Origin of the sequence: Sinorhizobium fredii USDA 205 (genome assembly GCF_001461695.1) — a bacterium.
Lineage (GTDB): Bacteria > Pseudomonadota > Alphaproteobacteria > Rhizobiales > Rhizobiaceae > Sinorhizobium > Sinorhizobium fredii.
Map to the genome: position 1 here is coordinate 200157 of NZ_AUTC01000001.1, position 18741 is coordinate 218897.

The 18741-nt window shown below is 63.3% G+C and carries 12 protein-coding genes; 6 read left to right on the plus strand and 6 right to left on the minus strand.

Features of this window, described 5'->3' with window-relative positions:
- Positions 1-66: 66 nt before the first annotated feature.
- On the minus strand, positions 67-1482 hold the full coding sequence (locus tag N181_RS00915; protein WP_037391972.1) for an aminotransferase class I/II-fold pyridoxal phosphate-dependent enzyme: 1416 nt from the start codon (positions 1480-1482) through the stop codon (positions 67-69).
- On the minus strand, positions 1479-8981 hold the full coding sequence (locus N181_RS00920; protein ID WP_060563188.1) for a type I polyketide synthase: 7503 nt from the start codon (positions 8979-8981) through the stop codon (positions 1479-1481). The genes N181_RS00915 and N181_RS00920 overlap by 4 nt, the downstream gene beginning before the upstream one ends.
- 405 nt (positions 8982-9386) lie before the next feature.
- Here N181_RS00920 and N181_RS00925 point away from each other — a divergent pair, with 405 nt between their 5' ends.
- The 4 genes from N181_RS00925 (at position 9387) to N181_RS34355 (ending at position 13269) form a co-directional block, all read left to right on the plus strand.
- Positions 9387-10574, plus strand: a complete 1188-nt coding sequence (locus N181_RS00925; RefSeq protein WP_037391981.1) for a polysaccharide biosynthesis/export family protein — start codon at positions 9387-9389, stop codon at positions 10572-10574.
- Between the two features lie 231 nt (positions 10575-10805).
- On the plus strand, positions 10806-11405 hold the full coding sequence (gene pncA / locus N181_RS00930; protein WP_014327256.1) for a bifunctional nicotinamidase/pyrazinamidase: 600 nt from the start codon (positions 10806-10808) through the stop codon (positions 11403-11405).
- 66 nt (positions 11406-11471) lie between these two features.
- Positions 11472-12776 carry a nicotinate phosphoribosyltransferase gene (gene pncB / locus N181_RS00935; protein ID WP_014327257.1) on the plus strand — a complete coding sequence of 435 codons (1305 nt, stop codon included), beginning with the start codon at positions 11472-11474 and terminating at the stop codon, positions 12774-12776.
- Between the two features lie 280 nt (positions 12777-13056).
- The gene (locus N181_RS34355; RefSeq protein ID WP_014327258.1) at positions 13057-13269 is read left to right on the plus strand and encodes a hypothetical protein; all 213 of its coding nucleotides are present in this window, start codon (positions 13057-13059) and stop codon (positions 13267-13269) included.
- A 143-nt stretch (positions 13270-13412) separates the two neighbouring features.
- On the opposite strand, the gene N181_RS33885 is transcribed toward N181_RS34355, so the two are convergent.
- Positions 13413-13559 carry a hypothetical protein gene (locus N181_RS33885; RefSeq protein ID WP_012706799.1) on the minus strand — a complete coding sequence of 49 codons (147 nt, stop codon included), beginning with the start codon at positions 13557-13559 and terminating at the stop codon, positions 13413-13415.
- Between the two features lie 250 nt (positions 13560-13809).
- Here N181_RS33885 and N181_RS00945 point away from each other — a divergent pair, with 250 nt between their 5' ends.
- Complete coding sequence (locus N181_RS00945) at positions 13810-16074, plus strand: PBP1A family penicillin-binding protein (protein ID WP_014327260.1); 2265 nt, start codon at positions 13810-13812, stop codon at positions 16072-16074.
- A gap of 65 nt (positions 16075-16139) precedes the next feature.
- Here the strand turns inward: N181_RS00945 and N181_RS00950 are convergent, their stop codons facing one another.
- The 3 genes from N181_RS00950 to N181_RS32745 form a co-directional block, all read right to left on the minus strand.
- Complete coding sequence (locus tag N181_RS00950; RefSeq protein WP_014327261.1) at positions 16140-16346, minus strand: hypothetical protein; 207 nt, start codon at positions 16344-16346, stop codon at positions 16140-16142.
- Positions 16347-17097: 751 nt separating this feature from the next.
- Positions 17098-17223 (minus strand): Stf0 sulfotransferase family protein, encoded by a 126-nt coding sequence (locus N181_RS34360; protein WP_234885874.1) that lies wholly within the window; start codon positions 17221-17223, stop codon positions 17098-17100.
- Between the two features lie 179 nt (positions 17224-17402).
- Positions 17403-18170, minus strand: coding sequence for a M50 family metallopeptidase (locus N181_RS32745; RefSeq protein ID WP_109982122.1), 768 nt, complete (start codon positions 18168-18170; stop codon positions 17403-17405).
- Between the two features lie 274 nt (positions 18171-18444).
- Between N181_RS32745 and N181_RS00955 the strand changes: the two genes are divergently transcribed.
- Positions 18445-18654, plus strand: a complete 210-nt coding sequence (locus tag N181_RS00955; RefSeq protein WP_060563189.1) for a hypothetical protein — start codon at positions 18445-18447, stop codon at positions 18652-18654.
- Positions 18655-18741: the final 87 nt, after the last annotated feature.

Below are 18741 nucleotides of genomic sequence, written 5' to 3' on the forward strand. Positions count from 1 at the left end.
CGCGCTTTAGGTTCTTGTTTTTATGCATGTCGCCCAAAACCGCTGCGCACTTTTGGGCGACATGCATTAGCGTGCCGAGAGCGTCTTCAGCATTTGGTCGATATCGACGCCGCCGAGGCCGAAATTCCGTTCGACGAGATCCTTCAGGCGCTCGGCCGTCAGCGTCACGGTACGGCGGATCTGTTCCTCCGTATGCTCGCTGGTGATGAAGAAGCGCAGCCGCGCCATGCCCTCCGGAACGGCGGGATGGATGATCGGCAGCACATTGATGCCGGCGGCGAGCAGGTCGTTCGACAGCTGTACGGCTCTGAGCGAATCGCCGACGATCACCGGCACGACCGAGTAACCGCCGCTCAAGCCGGTGTCGAGACCGGCCTCCTTGGCGAGCTTCAGGAACAGGGTGCCATTGCGTCTCAGCGCTGCGGTGCGCTCCGGCTCCCGTTCGAGAACGTCAAGGCTCGCAACTGCGGATGCGCCGAGAACCGGCGCGAGGCCGACGCTGTAGACGAAGCCGCCGGCCGACGCCTTGAGCACGGCCGCAAGTGCCTCGCTGCCGGCGATATAACCGCCGCAGCTCGAGGTGGTTTTCGACAGGGTCCCCATCCAGATGTCGACCTCGTGAGGATCGACGCCGAAATGCTCGGCAAGGCCCTTGCCCCGCCGGCCCAACACGCCCAGCGAATGGGCCTCGTCCACCATCAGCCAGAAGCCGAACTCCGCCTTGAGCTTCAGGAGCGCCGGCAGGTTGGCGACATCGCCGTCCATCGAATAGATGCCTTCGACGATCACCATGATATTGCGATAGTCGCCGGAAACGGTGCGCAGCACATGTTCGAGGTCGGCCGCATCGTTGTGCTTGAAGAGGCGGCGCGCGGCGCCCGAAAGCTTGATGCCGGCAAGGGCGCTGTTGTGGATGAATTCGTCATGGATGACGAGATCCTGCGGCCCCAACAGGCAGCCTATGGCCGCGACATTGGTGAGGTAGCCGCTGACGAAACAGACGGCCGCGTCGACGCCGTAGAAGCGGGCGATCCGCTCCTCGAGCTCGACGTGAACCGGTCTTTCGCCCGCCACGAGCCTGCTTGCCGAGGCGGAAATTCCGAAGGTTTCGATCGTCTCGCGCGCCCTGTCGAGCACGTGGGCGTGTCGGTTCAGCCCGAGATAGTCATAGGATGCGAAGTTGATGAGTTTGCGGCCGTCGATCATCGTCGTCGCGCCGGCGGCCGTCTGATGCGCCCGATAGAACGGATTGGCGATGCCGAGCTGCTCGCTGGCGAACTTCTGCGCCTGCACCTGCTTGTATTCCGGCAGATCCTCGAAGCGCGCCTGGTGGCGGCGCGGCGCAGGCGGCAAGTCCCGTTCCGAGCGCGCCATACGGTTGCGCTCGGAGGATTGATGCGTGTTCCTCATCCTGTCCAGCAGGTTCTCCCTGAGGCTGCTGTTCATCTTGGAGAAGGTCTGGCCGTTTCCGTCCTTGCTCATTGGCTCAGTGCTTTTTCCTTGGCTGCTCCGACATGGCGTTGCGTCAGTTCGGTGACGAGCTTGTCGTCGCCGGCTTCGCCATCGTCGCTCTGATCGCGCTTGCTGACCTTTTCATAAAGCTTGCGCGCGACGTCGCCAACGGTCGTGTTGTCAGCGACGCCGCTGAGCGGCATGTCGAACCCGGTATTCTGCTGGAAGCTGATGCCGAGTTCCACCGCCATCAGGCTGTCGAGACCGATTTCCTTCAGGATTTTGCTGCGCGTCACCGTATCCTTGGCCACCCGAAGAATGGCGGCGATCTCGCCCGCGACGAGGTCGAACAGGATATCCTCCGCCTCCTGCGGCGACTTGCCCTCGATCATCGCCACGAGGTCCATCTTGGTGCCCTCGGTGCCGGAGGCGTGCTGGTCGGCACTGCGCAGGATGACCTCGAAGAGGGCATTTCTGGCAACCGGCAGGTTGCGCGCCGCACCCCAGTCGATTTCGGAGATCATGACGACGGCCGCGTCGACGCCGCCCGGATCGGCGGCGATATGGCTCTCCACCATGTCGAGCGCCACATGGGCCTTGAGCGCCGTCTTGCCGATGCGCTTTGCGAGCAGGTCGTTCACGTCGGCGTTCTGCGTCAGATAACCTGCATCGGCGATGGCGCCGAAACCGACGGCCAGCCCTGCCAGCCCCGCCGCGCGACGGGCGCGGGCGAGGCCCTCGAGATAACCGTTGGCGGCCACATAGTTTGCCTGGCCCGGATTGCCGACGAGCGTCGTTGCCGAGGAGAACAGGATGAAGTTGTCGAGCGCGTCCTGGCGCGTCAGGCGGTCGAGGATCGCTGCGCCCTTCGCTTTGACGTCGATGACCGGTCTGTTGCGCTCGTGCGTCAGGTTGCTGATCAGCGCATCGTCGAGCACCATCGCCGCGTGCACGATCGAGCGCAGCGGCGCTTGCGCCCGCAGGCTAGCGAGAAGCGCTTCCACCGCAGCGGCATCGGTGACATCGCAGGCGTGGAGCGACGCCGCCACGCCGGCCTTCTTCCAGCGGTCGACCATCGCGCTGGTTGCGGCATCCGGCTGGCCGCGGCGTGAACAGAGCGCGATGTTGCGCGCCCCTTTCTCGACGAGCCAGTTCGCCGCGACAAGGCCGAAGCCGCCGATACCGCCGACAACGAGATGCATGCCATCCGGATCGACCTTCATGCCCCGGCGCGGCTTCGCGGCAATCTCGTGCTGGCCGGCGACCGGCGGGAGCACGACGATCTTGCCGATATGGCCGGCATTCTGCATCAGCCGGAACGCATTCCCGATTTCGTCGAAATCGAAGGCGCGGTAGGGAAGCGGCGTCAGCCTGCCCTGGTCGAAGAGTTCGCCGATCTCCATGAAGATCCGCTTGGTCAGCTCCGGCTGATTGACGAGGAGCTGGTCCGCGTCGATGCCGAAATAGCTGACGTTGCGGCGGAACGGCCTGAGGCCGATCTTGCTGTCGGCGTAATAGTCGCGCTTGCCGAGTTCCAGGAACCGCCCGAACGGTTTGACGAGCGCGAGGCTCTGCTCCATCGCTTCGGCGAACAGCGAGTTGAGAACGAGGTCCACCCCTTCGCCGCCGGTGACGGCACGAACGTCGTTGACGAAGCCGAGCGACCGGGAATCGAAGACGTGATCGGCGCCGAGCATCGTCAGGAAACGCCGTTTTTCGCGGGTTCCGGCCGTCGCGATGACCTTGGCACCCTTCAGTTTGGCAACCTGGAGTGCGGCGAGGCCGACGCCGCCGGCGGCGCCGTGGATGAGGATCGTCTCGCCCGACCGGATACGTCCGAGCTCGACCATCGCATAATAGGCGGTGAGGAACGCCACCGGCAGGGTGGCGGCCGCCACCGGGCTGATTGTCTGCGGCAGCTTGGCGACGCCCGCCCGGGAGACGACCGCATGCGTCGAGAAGGCGGCGGACGCGATTGCCATCACCGCGTCGCCGACGGCGAGATCGTCAACCCCTTCGCCGACTTCGACCACATGGCCGGAAAGCTCCATGCCGATCGTCGCGCCGGCGAAGCCGTCTTCGAGCGCCTCTTCCGGCAGCAGGCCCATCGCCCACATGACGTCGCGGAAGTTGAGCCCGGTGGCGGCGACGGAGACGACGATCTCCCCGGGTCCCGCCCGTGGCACATCGGTTTCTTCCCAGGTGATGCTGCTGACCTGTGAACTGACGCGCTGGCGAATTGTAGCCGCCGAGAAAGCGCTGATCTTGCCTTCGCTCTTGGCGGCGGGGCCAGATACGGCGCGGATTTCCGAGACCAGGCCGGTCGCCCGATCAAGCAGCCATTCACGGTTGGAACCCTCGATGGCGAGCAGCGGCAATGCCGAGGCGAGCATCTCCTCATAGCTCGCGGTTCGATCGGCGAGATCGAGCGAATGAACGTCGAGGAATTCGTACTCGTTTTGCAACACGCGGACGAATGTCCACAATCCGGAATTCACGCCCGAGCTCGCCGATTCCGAGACGGGACCGCCGCCCGGCGCCACCAGCACCAGACGGGGACGCGCCTCTCCGACGAGTTCGGCGTTCCCGGCGCGCTGCTTCAGCGCTTCGGCAAAGGCGCTGAGCGCCAGCACCTGGGTTTGCAGCAAGGCGGAATCGTCGTCGCCGATGTGGTCTGCCGTCGCAGAGACGAAAACCGCGCGGACCGGCTTTTCGCCGAGCCCGTCGATCGCTGTCCCGAGCACGGCGATATCGGCAGCCAGGTCGCCCGAGGCGGCAACCGGGATGGCGCCAGCGGGAGCCGAACTGCGCCGGACGTCCGTTTCGATCAGCAGATAGGGGATTCCGCCAGCGTGGCTTGCCGGCGGCCGTGCCGCGCCGGCCGTGCCGCGCGCCTCGATCAGGATCGCATTGCCGTGCGGGCACTCGCAATCGCTGACGCTGACGTCGCTAAGCTCGAGATCGGCCAGACACTTCTGCCAGTGCGAAACCGCGGCGCGCTTGCCGATCGGGAACTCCGCCGTCTGGCTGCGTTCGAACCAGCCTTCGGAGAGGCCCAAGGCGAAGTCACTGAAGATCGACGGCGCACTGACGGCAGCGACCAGGGCGCCGTTTTCCCGCAATGTCGACCGCAGCGCGGTGCGGATGCCGGCTTCCTCTTCGACCAGTTGGTACAGGTTGTCCGAGGCGCTGACGGCGAGGTCGAAGGGCCCGATCGCGGCGAATTCGCTCTTCTTCAGAATGCGCACATGCGCTTCTTCTTCGAAGGCGATCTCGAGATTGCGCTGGGCGTTGTCGCGCGGCTCGACGACGGAAAGGGTCGTCCCATGCCGGGCCGCCAGATCGGCCAGACGCCGCGTGAAGCCCGCCGAGACACTGCCCAACTCGACGATGCGCAGGCGAGCGCCACGAACCTGTGCGGCCAAGGCGCGTTCGACCATGCCGAGGACCTGATCCATGCGCGAACGGCTCGACACCGAATGGACGGCCTGGTGATCGAGCGTCGCCTCGCTGATGAAGCCGGCGTTGAAGGCCGCGGCCTCCCCGTCGGCTGTTCCGGCCAACAGCGTGGCGAGACGGCTCAGTGCTTCCGCATGGGCGTTGTTGATCAACACCGCTTCCACGGCGCGATCGGGACGCTCGCCGTAGAGCTCGCCAAGGATCTCTGCGACGGTCGGAAGCGTGAACTCCGGCGCGACTTTCCAATTGCCGTTCTGGTGTTCGCAGAGCCCGGCATCCTCGAGCGCATAGAGGCAGTTCGTCAGGAAGCATTGAAACGCGAAATCGCCCGGCAAGCCATTGCCCTGGATCGTGCTCTTCCCGTGCGCCAGCTTGAGCGCGATCTCATGACAGGCGCGATAGATGGCCGCATTGAAGAGCAGCGTCGCATTGTCGACGCCGGTGCCGGCGTCGGCCGGTTCCGACAGCTTCGCCGGGACAGTCCCGGCAAGCTTCGCGCCGGGCAGGATCACGTCGGACAGAACGGTCTCATAGTGGAAGGACAGCCCGTCGAGCGTCTTGTGCTTGCGCAGATAGGTCCGGCGGAAACGGCAATCGTCGAAATGCGCGATCGGCTCGCCGGCCGCATCGTAGAAATGGAACCTTGCCTTGATCGAATTGGCGCTGACGCGCTCGATCTCGATCGTCGCACGGGCAATCGGCCTTCCTGCGTTGACGACACGCACCGAACCGAAGCGGACCGGAATATAGGGCGCGCCGCCCTTTTCGCCGGTGAAGCGGTCGAAGAGCGCCACCAGCCCGTGGAAGGTCGCGTCGACAGAGATCGGATGGAGTGCATAGGTGACGAGCGGATGCCCTGATCCGGTGGGGGCCTTCAGCTCGACCTCGATCAGCCGGTCCCCGTATGCGACCGCCTTGGCCAGCAACTGGAAATGCGGGCCGTAGTCGAGCCCGAATTGCTTGGCCGTGTCATAGGCCTTTGCCGGCGTGACGATGCCTGTTTTGGCAAGGCCGCTGATCGATGGGTGTCTTGCGTTTGCGCCGGCTATCGGCTTGCGGCTTCTCGCCACCGCATGGACCGTCCAGTCGTCCTCCGACAGGCGCTCGCGCGAACGGATCTCGATGTCCCCCGTCTCCGGCGACAGGATGGTCGAGAGTTCCATGATCCGGCTGTCGCTGAGTTCGAGCGGCCGGACGATCTCGAGATTGGTGATCTCGACCTCGTCGCTGCCGTAATATTGTTGCGCCGCGGAGACGGCGATCTCGATGAAACCGCTGCCCGGCAGGATCGCCTTGCCGTCGACGACGTGTTCGGCGAGATCCGGGAAAAGATGCGCGTCGACATGGTTTTTCCAACTGCCGCTGTTGGGGTCGCCGCGCCAGCCCGTAAGGCGGTAAGGCTTGCTGGAGCGACCGAAGAGATCGGTCGCGTCCGTGGTGGCCTGCGGGCGCAGCTCGACCGGCTCGAACGGCAGGCTCGGCAGCTCGATGAAGGCGTCGCGCTTGCCGTAGACGCGCGGCCGGTCGACCGCTGCACCGTGTGCGACAGCCCGCGCCATCGATGCCGAGATCGGGTCCTGCCCCTTCTCCGCGGCATCGCGAAGCAAGGTCGCAACCACCGTTGCCGGAGCCGCCGCCTGCTTGATCGTCTCCTTGACGTAAGAAGCGAGGATCGGTCGCGGAGAGATTTCGATGAACAACCGGCAGCCGAGCGCGAGCGCCGCGTCGGTGGCCGCCTGGAAGCGCACCGGCTCGCGGACGTTCTTCCACCAATAGTCCGGATCGAGCTCCGTGCCGTCGAGAGCGCTGCCGGTGACCGTCGAGAGATAGGTCAGTTCCGTCCGGCGCGGGGCGATATCGGGAATATCGGCAAGGAACGCCTCTTTCGCCTGATCGATGATCGGATGGTGGAACGGGTAGTTGATGTCGAGGATCTGGACCGGGATCTTCGCCTTGCGGGCGGCGTCGCGGAAGGCGGTGACCTCGTGCGCCGGCCCGGAAATCGTCACCGAATTATGCGCATTCACGGCTGCGACGCAGACTTCGTCGAGGCCGCGCGCCTCAGCGAAGGCGGCCGCCGCCTCCTCGCCGAGCATCACGGCTGCCATCGTACCCTGGCCCGCCAGCAGGTCCTGGTGCAGCGAGCGCTTTGCGACGATCGACACGGCATCGACCAGCGTCAGGGCGCCGGCCGCGTAGGCTGCGGCGATCTCGCCGACCGAATGGCCGAACACGGCGGCCGGCTTGACGCCCATCGCCACGAGCGAGTCGGAAAGTGCAGCCTGGATCGCGAACAGCAGCGGCTGGGCGATCTTGGTGTCGGCGAGCTTCTTGTCCAGTTCCGGATCGGTCAGCAGATCCTTGAGATCGATATCGGAGTGGAACTTGAAGAGTGCGCTGACGGAGGTGAAGGACTGCCGGAAGTGCAGGTTTTCGCGGAAGGCATCGGCGCCCATGCCGGCCCATTGCGAGCCGTTGCCGGAGAAGACGAACGCGACCTGCGCATTCTTGACCGGCGCTTCGCCGACTTCGCCGATATCCGAACCCGGATTGTCGAGGTGGCTGGCGATCGCACGGACGATGTCTTCGGGATGATCGCTGCGCGCTGCAAAGCGGTGGCGCATGTGGGTGCGGTTCGCGCCCGAGGCGGCGATGATGGCGCGCGTCTCTTCCTTCGAAGCGTTCGCGAAGGACCCTTTGTAGTCCTTGAGCAGGTTTTCGAGGCTCGACTGCGTATGGGCGCTTGCGAGAAACACGTGTCCGGACGATGCGGCCGAGGCCTTTTCCTGCTGGACCGGATCGGGATCGCTGATGACGACATGCGCGTTGGCGCCGCCGAAGCCGAAGGAATTGATGCCGGCGAGCCGCGCGCGCTTGCCCTTCAGGAGTTCGATCGGATTGGCGGTGACGCGGACATTGAGGCCCTCGAAGTCGATGTGCTCGTTCGGCGTGTCGAAGTGCAGCGAGGCCGGAAGATAGTTGTGCTCGAGCGCCAGCACGGCCTTCATCATGCCGAACAGGCCCGAGGCCGGCTCGGTATGGCCAATATTCGACTTGATGGAGCCGATCGGCACCGGGGCCCGGCGCCTGGCGCCGATGACCGTGCCGATGGACCACACTTCCGCCGGGTCGCCGACCTTGGTGCCCGTGCCGTGGCCCTCGACGAAGGCCACCTGATTGGCGTCGATGCCGTTGCCCTCGTAGATTGCCTTGAGCAGATTGGCCTGTGCCTCGCGCGAAGGCAGCGAGATGCCGTTGGTACGACCGGCCGAGTTGGTGCCGGAAGCGACGATCCTGGCGTAGCTCCGGTCCCTTTCCCGACGCGCCCGGTCCGAGCGCCGCAGGACGAAGACGACGCCGCCCTCGGCCCGGACATAGCCGGCGCCGTCATTGTCATAGGCGCGGCAGAGCCCCTCCGGCGACAGCATGCGTGCCTGGGCGAAGCCGACGAAGGGAAGCGGATGGGCGAGAATGTTGACGCCGCCGACGATCGCCGTATCGATCTCGCCGGCATTGAGTGCCCGCATAGCCTGGTCGAGCGCGACCAGCGAGGAAGAACAGGCGGTATCGACGGTCATGCTCGGGCCGCTCAGCCCGAAGACGTGCGAAATGCGGTTGGAGACGATCGAGAGCGTGTTGCCCGTCATGAAATAGGGGCCGGCGGCTGCCGGGTCTTCGACCGTCAGGTTGGCGTGATCGAGGCTCGACGCGCCGATATAGACGCCGACATTCTCGCCGTGCAGCGATGCGACCGAGATATTTGCGTCCTCGAGGGCGCGCCAGGCAAGCTGCAGCAGCACCCGCTGCTGCGGGTCCATATACATGGCCTCGCGCTGCGACATGCCGAACACGGCCGGGTCGAAATCGTAGATCGTGTCGAGAACGCCGGCGGCGAACGAATAGGTCTTGCCCGGCGTTCCCATCACCGGGTGCCAGAAGCGCGCCAAGTCCCAACGATCGCCCGGCACGCTGGAGACGGTGCACATGCCTTGACGAAGGATTTTGAAGAGCGCCTGCGGCGATTGCGCTCCAGGTGCCAGGCATGCACGCCCTATGATTTCAACAGTCATGTATGATCGAACGCTCTAGAACTGCCGTTAAAATTGTCCCAGCCAATTGCAACGTCAAACGAAAATTGCAACCGGCGATACGTTTGCTGAGTGGTTTTCCCCGTTTTTTGTCCCCCTGCTTGCATTAGGGAGCTTTTAACTCATAGGGCCTAGCTTTCAACCCCAAAGGACTAGATAAACGGCCTGCAATCCCCGTCCAACACAATTACGGCGACAGCACGTAACCGATTTCGACGGCAGTATGGCCGGAAAGGCGCAGTTCCGAATATTTTGGCTCGCTTAACGGCGGGTGGCTTGTTGTGGGACGGCGATTGTGCTTTTCAGTGACCGGCGGATTCCTGCCGGGAAGGATGCGGCGCAGATGTTTGAATGGAATCATCGCTGTGCCGAATACGGAGTGAAGTAGTGAAACGAGTGACTGCCCTTCTGCTTTGTACCGCGCTAGCGGGGTGTCAGGCTGTACCGGGCGAGGGGCCCCTGACAAGCGATATCGTCGCAGAGGCCGGCCAATCGGGATCGCAAATCGGCAGGAAGAACGCCACCGTTTTCGACATCATCGATATCGACGGCCAGTCCGCACGGCTCGTTTCCGAGTATGTGGCGACGACGCTGAGCCGCCGCTTCGGCATTGGCGGCGGGGTCGGTCAGGTGGTGATCGGCGTCGGCGACCAGCTGAAGGTCACCATTTTCGAGGCCGGCAGTGACGGCCTGTTTTCCACAACGGAATCGAAGCAGACGAGCATCGACCTCGTTGTCCAGCCGGACGGCAAGGCGGCGATCCCTTATGTCGGCTCCGTCCGCTTCGCCGGCTTGACGCTGGAACAGGCACGCCAGGCGATCCTCGACGCGCTGAAGCAGAAGGCCGTCGAGCCGGACGTCATCGTCACCAGCACGTCGACCGCTTCGCGCATCGTCACCGTGTCCGGTGCCGTCGGCCGCCCGTCGGTCGTGCCGCTCAATCTCGTCAGCGAAACGATCAACGAGGTCATCGCCAAGGCCGGCGGTCCCTCGGCGCAGCCGTACGAGACCTATGTCACGTTGGTGCGCGGCAAGAAGACCGGCACGGTTCTGCTGAAGTCGATCATCGAGAGCCCGTCGGAAAACATCCATGTCAAGCAGGGCGACCAGATCTTCGTCACCCGCGATCCGCGCACCTTCACGATCCTCGGCCAGGTGCGCGCCAATCAGCGCGTCGAGTTCGGCGCCAACGACCTGAACCTGCTCGAAGCCGTGGCGCTCGCCGGCGGCGGAGCGGATCGGACCATCGATGCGAAGGGCTACTTCGTCTTCCGCTACGAGGAGCCGGACATCGTCATGAGCCTGCTCGGCCGGGAGCGTTTCAACACCATGCTGAGCAAGGGCATGCAGCCCGACAGGGTCGGCCGCTACCCGATCGTCTACCGCTTCAACATGACGAACCCGGACAGCCTGATCGTCGGACAGACCTTCCCGATCAAGAATCGCGACGTGATCTACGCCTCGCGCCACCCCTCGGTCGACATCACGAAGTTCATGGATTTCATCGCTCGGCCGATCGGCATTGCGAACTCCGGCGTCAACATCGCCGACAATCTCGACGATCTCAACAACTGACGGTCGTGTGGGGCACGTCCCCCACAGGCCAGGCCCCTCCGAACGAAGCCGCGCTTGGCCGCTCCGCCGCTAACATCCTAGAATCGATCGCCTTTATGGGCTTGCGTTCATTTCCGCCGGAATGCGAGCAGCCGGCGAACATGCTTGCCGCCTCGCGCGTTCTGTGATTGATCTTGCGGTTAAATCGATTTGCCGGTCGCCAATGTTGGTCGGTGATCGCGAGGAGTGGCCATGGCTGAAGATGCCCTGATCGTCATCGACATGCAGAACGACTTCTGCCCGGGCGGCGCGCTTGCGGTGGCGGGCGGCGATGAAATCGTGCCGATCGTCAACCGCCTGATCGAAGGGGCCCGGCACGTCATCCTGACGCAGGACTGGCACCCGGCCGGGCATTCGAGCTTTGCGTCGAGCCACCCCGGCAAGGCGCCCTTCCAGACGGTAACGATGCCCTATGGCGAGCAGACGCTGTGGCTCGATCACTGCGTCCAGGGAAGTCCGGGCGCCGATTTTCATCCTGCTCTGCGATGGACGACTGCGGAACTGGTCATCCGCAAGGGGTTCCGCACCGGGATCGACAGCTATTCCGCCTTCTTCGAGAACGATCACCGGACCCCGACCGGCCTCGCCGGCTACCTGCGCGAACGCGGAATATCCAAAGTGTCGCTCTGCGGCCTGGCGACCGATTTCTGCGTCGCCTTCTCGGCGCTCGATGCGGTCGCTGAGGGTTTTTCGACTTCCGTCGTGCTTGGCGCCTGTCGCGGCATCGATCTGAACGGATCGCTTGCCGCGATGACCCGGCGCATGCGTGATGCGGGCGTTGAACTGATCTAGCCGCGCCGGAGCAGGATCAATCGATCGCCACGGCCCGGTGGCGATCCAGAAGGAGCGTAGTCCGAGATGCCAAAGACCGATATCGCGCGGCGGGTCTATAACCATACCTGGAAGCTGGATCCGATCATCCGCAGCCTGTTGGATACGGATTTCTACAAGCTGCTGATGCTGCAGATGATCTGGCAGCTCTATCCGGACGTCGATGCGACCTTCTCGCTGATTAACCGCACCAAGACCGTGCGCCTTGCCGAGGAGATCGACGAACAGGAACTGCGCGACCAGCTCGATCATGCGCGCACCCTGCGTTTCACCAAGAAGGAGATGATCTGGCTCGCCGGTAACACGTTCTACGGCCGCAAGCAGATCTTCTCGCCGGAATTCCTTTCCTGGCTTGCCAGGTTCCGCCTGCCCGAATACGAGCTGTCGCGCCGCGACGGCCAGTTCGAGCTGACCTTCCGCGGTCGCTGGGTCGAGACGACCATGTGGGAGATCCCGGCGCTGGCGATCATCAACGAGCTGCGCTCGCGCACCGCGATGAAGGGCCTCGGCCCCTTCACGCTCGACGTGCTCTATGCGCGCGCCAAGGCGAAGATGTGGTCGAAGGTCGAGCAACTGCGGCAATATCCGAACCTGCGCATTTCCGACTTCGGCACGCGCCGCCGGCACAGCTTCCTGTGGCAGCGCTGGTGCGTCGAGGCGCTGAAGGAAGGCATCGGCGCCTCCTTCTCGGGTTCGAGCAACGTGCTCCTCGCCATGGACAACGATCTGGAGGCGCTCGGCACCAATGCCCACGAACTGCCGATGGTGGCGGCCGCCCTTGCCCGCAATGACAAGGAACTTGCCGCCGCCCCCTACAAGGTCCTGCAGGACTGGAACCAGCTCTATGGCGGCAATCTGCTGATCGTCCTGCCGGATTCCTTCGGCACCGCCGCCTTCCTGCGCAATGCCCCCGACTGGGTGGCGGACTGGACCGGCTTCCGGCCGGACAGTGCCCCGCCGATTGAGGGCGGCGAGAAGATCATCGCCTGGTGGACGAAGATGGGCCGGGACCCGCGCGACAAGCTGTTGATCTTCTCCGACGGGCTCGACGTCGACACGATCATCAAGGCCTATCGCCATTTCGAAGGGCGCGTGCGCATGAGCTTCGGCTGGGGCACCAACCTGACCAATGATTTTGCCGGCTGCGCGCCGACCGAGATCGGCGGCCTCAACCCGATTTCGATCGTCTGCAAGGTCAGCGAAGCCAATGGCCGCCCGGCCGTCAAGCTGTCGGACAATCCGCGCAAGGCGACCGGCGATCCCGCCGAAGTCGAGCGTTATTTGAAGTTCTTCGGATCGGAGGATTTCGTCGAGCAGAACGTCCGGGTATGAGGGCTCTTCCGCTGCGTGGTCCCCATAAAAAAGAAACCGGCTGAGCCGGTTTCAAAGAAAGGGGAATTGCGAGTGTCCACCATCGCACCATCAAACTAACGGTTGAATCTTAAGCTTCCGTTAGCACCAGACGCGTCGCCGAAGGATCTGGCTTCGGCGATCAGAAAACAGCTCCGAATGGCGCAATTATATGACTTATTGGGGTCCCTCACTATTTTCTTGAAATTCCCCGGAAATGCCCCATGATGCCCCCAATTGAGGTACACCTTGGGAGGGGTTCGTGCGTCAAGCCTATTCACCCGATGATGTCGATGTCATGCGCGGAGCACTGGATGTCTGGTGCGCCCTGCACAATGTCGGCAAGGATGGAGCAGAGGCCGATAGAGCCGCTCGGCGCATCCTCGACCTGATGGACAGAAGGAAGTGCTCCGCCGACGAGCTTCTCGCTCAACTCGGAGACTTCAGACCGGAACCGCGTCAGCGGGCTTTCTGAATCAAGCGACAACATCGTTTGACGTCCGAGCGGCGGGTCCGTATCAACGGGCTCCCGCGTGGACGGAGACGGGCGCCTGCCTCGACGGTCAACCGGCCGGCAAGCGGCGCGCCGGGTCGACGCATGCTGTCGGCGCTCGACGGTTACCGCGGTATCGACGAGGTGATCTCGCCGGAGACGGCGGCGTTCGCCTGCGTCCTATGCTGGGACAGGGCGACGTGGAGGATCCCGGATACCGCGATCGACACGACGAGAACGGCGATCGTGGCGCCGAGACCCGATTTGATCATCCCATGTCCTCCAAGAAAGCCTGATTTGCCGCTCCGCTGAAAAAAGCGTGAGATGGAGTTATTCCTGTGGCGGCGATCGGGCTGTTCCCCGAGTAACGTCGGATATGGTTAACAATATCTTCGTGGGTTCCGCAGCCGGCCCGTAGACAATGATGCGGCGCCACCATGTTTTGGACATGTTTCTGGCAACCACTCGCCGGCCGATGCGTTCTGTGCGAACGTATGAGTAATATTCTGATCGAGAGCACGGATGGCGCAAAGCGATGCCGCGTCGAAGATTGGCCCGGAGAGCCAGGGGCCAGAAGAAGCCGAGCCGAGCCGCGATCACCCGGGCCGTTCGGACGGCGCCGCATTTGTAAAAACCCGAAAAGCACTTGCCGGACTGGGCCGTGCGCTGACGAGACTTGGCCGGGCGCTGCGCGCGGAAGTGCCCGTTGCAGCGCGTCGGGCCGGTGAGAGATCGGCCGCGGCGGCGCGTGGCGCCATCGAGCGGCTGCGGCGGACCTCGAACGGCAAGGCCGGATCCGCCGCCTTGGCAGGGCGCGCGGCAAGCCGGTGGTTGAAGGCGCGCCGAGGCGCGGCAAGCGAAGAACAGCAAGCCATACCGAAGCGCCCGGCCGGCAGGCGCGCAATCCTGCTGCGCAGCGCAGCGGCGGCGGCCCTGGCGTCGTTCGTCCTGCTCGCCGTCGTCTTCGCCTGGGCGCTCCGCGATGTCCCCTGGAACGAAATCGCCAAAGGGTCGCTGAAGCCGGTCGTCGTGCTGGAAACCGCCGACGGCAAGCCTCTGGTGAGCCAGGGGCCGTTTCAGGGATCCTATGCGGCACGCAAGGATTTTCCGCCACATCTCATCGAGGCGGTGCTCGCCAGGGAGGACCGGCGCTTCTATGAGCATTCCGGCATTGACCTCAGGGGCATCGCCCGTGCGGTCTACACCAATCTCGGCGCGGGCGAGGTGGTGCAGGGCGGCAGCACCATCACCCAGCAGTTGATCAAGATCCTCTATCTCGAGCGCGACCGCACCTGGAAGCGGAAGATCCAGGAGGCGGTGATCGCCTTCTGGCTGGAGCGCAAGCTCGGCAAGGACGAGATACTCACCCGCTATCTGAACAACATCTATCTCGGCGCCGGCGCCACCGGCGTGCCGGCGGCGGCGCGGATCTATTTCGACAAGGAGGTGCAGGAGCTCAATATCGGCGAGTCGGCGATGCTCGCGGCGATCATCCGCGCCCCCTCGCAGCTCAATCCGCTCACCAATCCGGAGGGCGCCCGCCAGCAGGCGGAACTGGTCCTCGATGCCATGGTGAAGGGCGACAGGATCACCCCGGAAGAGGCCAAGGTCGCCCGCGCTGATGTCGGCAAGCTCCAGCCGACCAGCCCGGCGATCCGCTCGGGAAGCTGGTTCGCCGACTGGATCACGCAGGATGCCCGCGAACTCGCCGGTCCCTATCGCGGCACGATCAAGGTGAGGACGACCATGGCACCGCGGCTGCAGGCGATCGCCGAAAAGGTGGTCGCCGACGCGCTTCGCCGCGAAGGCAGCAAGGCCGGCGCCTCGCAGGCCGCTTTGGTGGCGATGACGCCGGAGGGCGCCGTCGTCGCCATGGTCGGCGGCCGCGACTATACGAAGAGCACCTTCAACCGCGCCGTCTCGGCGATGCGCCAGCCCGGCTCGGCGTTCAAGCTCTTCGTCTATTATGCCGCCCTGAAAAGGGGCCTGACGCCGTTCGACCCGGTCGAGGATGCGCCGATCGAGATCAACGGCTGGCGCCCGGAGAATTTCGGCGGCGGCTATAGCGGCATGGTCAGCATCGCCGAGGCCTTCGCGCGGTCGCTGAACGCCGCGACGGTGGCGCTGGCGATGGAGGTCGGGATCGGTGAGGTGATCGCCGCGGCCCGGGAACTCGGCATCGACGCCAAGCTCACCGATACGCCGAGCCTCGCGCTCGGCTCCTCGGAGGTGAACCTGCTTGATCTCACCGGCGCCTACGCCTCGGTCCGGGCCGGCCGGGCGCCGATCGAGCCCTGGGGAATCGAATCCCTCCATGCCGAAGGCCAGCCGCAAGCCTTCCGGGTCGGCCCTTCCAGGGAGGCGGTGACCGATATCAGCCAGTATCGGCCGGATCTCGTTGCGCTGCTACGGCTGGTCGTCCAGCGCGGCACCGGCCGCGAAGCCGATCTCGGCACGCTCGCCGCCGGCAAGACCGGCACCAGCCAGAACCACCGCGACGCCTGGTTCGTCGGCTTCACCGAACCGCTGATCGTCGGCGTCTGGGTCGGCAACGACGACGAGAAACCGATGAAGGACGTCACCGGCGGCAAGCTGCCGGCACGGATCTGGAAGAACTTCATGACCGCGGCGCTGGCCGCCGGCACGCCGGAAGAGAGCGGCGCGCAAGCGGCGGGCTCCGCTCCCGCCTGCAACTTCAGGGCTTGCGCACGGGCCTATCGGTCGTTCCGGCCGGATGATTGCACATTCCAGCCGTACTACGGGGGGCGGAGGTTGTGCGAGAAGTAGAGATTCAAGGGCGTGCGACGTCCCGCGCCTGAAGGTTCTTCGTTGATGCCGCTAAAGGCAGCCCCTCATGCGCTACCCTCTGTGTCGCTTGCCTCGTCCAATTCCTGGACTGGCAGAAAGCCGTATTCCTCCAGCCACTCGCGAATGATGAGGCGGATTATCGCTTCTCGCGTCATCTCAAGCAATTCGCAGGCGAGGGCGAGCGCCAACTCGACGTCATCGTCATTGGGTATTCGTCTACCCACGTTCTCGGTGTGAACTATTGTCGCCATGCCGGCCCCCTTTCACTACAACCTCACAGACTAAAGGGTCTCACAGCACACGTTACAGTCAAGGATTACAGCCCCCTTCAAAGGGGTAAAATATGCCGCTAAATCATTGGAAAAATTGGGCTAAGACCTTTGTCGCGGTCTCGTAAGACTAACGTCCTAAAGTCCCGTGCGCGCTAGCAAAACTGGACAGTGCCCGCAGAGGAGGAGCGGACACTGCTAGCGAACCGTCAGAAGGAAGAACCGCGACTTTTGAGGGGTCGAAGACGCCGCTCCACCGTGTCGCCGAGGCCATAGGCGACGTATCCAACGCGGTCGTCTGGATTGGCTTCCTAAAAGCCAACAAAATAGGCCGGCGGACAAAGCGCCGCTCAAACGGGGTCGGGCCCAGATGGGCGGAAGTAACCCGAGTCCCAGAGCTGCCGGAGGGGATACGGCGATGCTCTGGGCCCCCGTGGCCCGCACCGGAGGGGGATTATTCTCCGGCGTGGTAACTGCGCATTTTGCTCCTCCGAATCCCTTGAGAAAATCTCCCAAATCGGCGGCGGAAGGTACATCTGGCGGGGTGCTCAATGTGCCTCTTGGCACATGCGAATTACTGAAGAACTTGGCGGGAACCTTTTGGGCGCCAATGAGTTAACTGGAATCGCTGCGCTCATCCAGTGCCTCAACCAGCAGCGAGGAGTCTGGAGAGGACTCGGCGCCCCGCCTAAACCCCGGGCGCATTTGATCCCCAAAGCCTTCGCAATGGCAGCTAGTGCCGGCCGGACCTCGTCGCCCTGTTGCGGCTGGTCGTCGAGCGCAGCACCGGCGCGGCGCTCGAAAGGGTACTGCCGCTGCGCGGAGACGTGCAGATGAGATAGGAGGACAATTTCGACATTGCTATTTCAACCTAGGGAATTCTGCCGGGCCGCCGTGCTCTAGAGCGTCAAGCTACAGTTGTGTGACCGCTTCGGGCCTATTGTGTGTGAAAAAGCCCGGCTTGAAAGAAATGCACAACGCCTCCGATGCGGACGAAGCCGCCTTCAAGGAGAGGATGATATCTACCCATCTCTTTGTTCAGGGTTGCTTTCTCTGAGGCGGATCACGGTGCCTCGTCCACTGGTTGGCGAAACTCTGATCTTCGATTTTCGCAACCGAGAGAGGCGTAGTGCTCTCCAGTTTGGTGCGAAATGGGGAGGTGACCAAATGACCATCCCCATCAGAATGCCGCAAAAAAACACGAACTTTGCAATGAGCGCCAACGCCGTGCCGAAAAGTCCGACCCAAAACATAGCTCGTTGAGGTCCCCAACGCCCCTCGATCACGCTGGACAACAATCGTCCGGATAATGTTGATCCAACCCAGCCAATTCAAAGCTCGAAACAACGGAGGATCGGCCATTGGCGGCGGTGTGATCCAAGACCGTTCCACTGAGGGCTGGAAGGGGCTTGATGCGTCAGGAAGAAAGAGCGCGTAGGAGGCGAGGCAAGCTCCTCCGAGGATGAGGTTTACAAATGGCCCCGCTATTGTAATCAGCCGATCTTGTGTTCGCGTCCAACTCTCGCCTTCCCAAATGGCTTCGCCACCACCCGAATGAAGCTTGATCAGCACTGGTTTCAGTCCGAGGCGCCGTGCCATCAAGGCATGGCCTAACTCATGGGCGAATATCGATGCGATGACTCCTACGACGATTATGGCGGCGGCTATAAGCTTTTGAGGATGAAAGCCGTGCCACAACGGGAGCGTGATCATGATCGCGACAACAGGCAGGCTGACATGCACCCAAACTCGAGGTAGACTGGCAACGCTGATTTCCAGTCCCTCATCGCGCGACGTAATCTTCATGTTCCCTTTTTGGCCCTTGCTTGTCTTGACGATGCCTAGTGCATTAGCACAACTCTGAAGAAGGCAGTGCGCCGCCAACAAAACGCTGCGCCATTGCGACCTTGCGACAGATCGACCGAAGCTGACGCCTGTACCATCCTCACCGCCTGGGACGAGCTTTGATACTGCCGAAGTCTCTGAGACGGTGACCGACCCGCTAGCCTGCTTCTCCACCCGACGGATTCGCTCTGTGCGATCCTGGGTCCATCGAATCAACGACCACGAAGGATGGACAATGGAGTCTCTGCTGCCGAAACTACGAGCCGGCAACACCGTCCGATATGTGTCGCCCGCAACCACGCCGGATAGGGAACGTGTGTTCCAAGCGACTGAAGTGCGTGAAAGCTGGGGGTTCAAGGTCGAATTAGCGAGAACGCTTTTCGAGAGTACGCCTAACGAAAAACTGGTGCTGCTAGAGAGATTTGAACTCGGCGAGATCGGTTAAAAACTCCCGCATTTGTGGGGTTTTTAGGTCGTCATGTCAAGCCTGTGTGTACCACCCTTGTGACCCTCATTTGGTACGGTCCTTTTA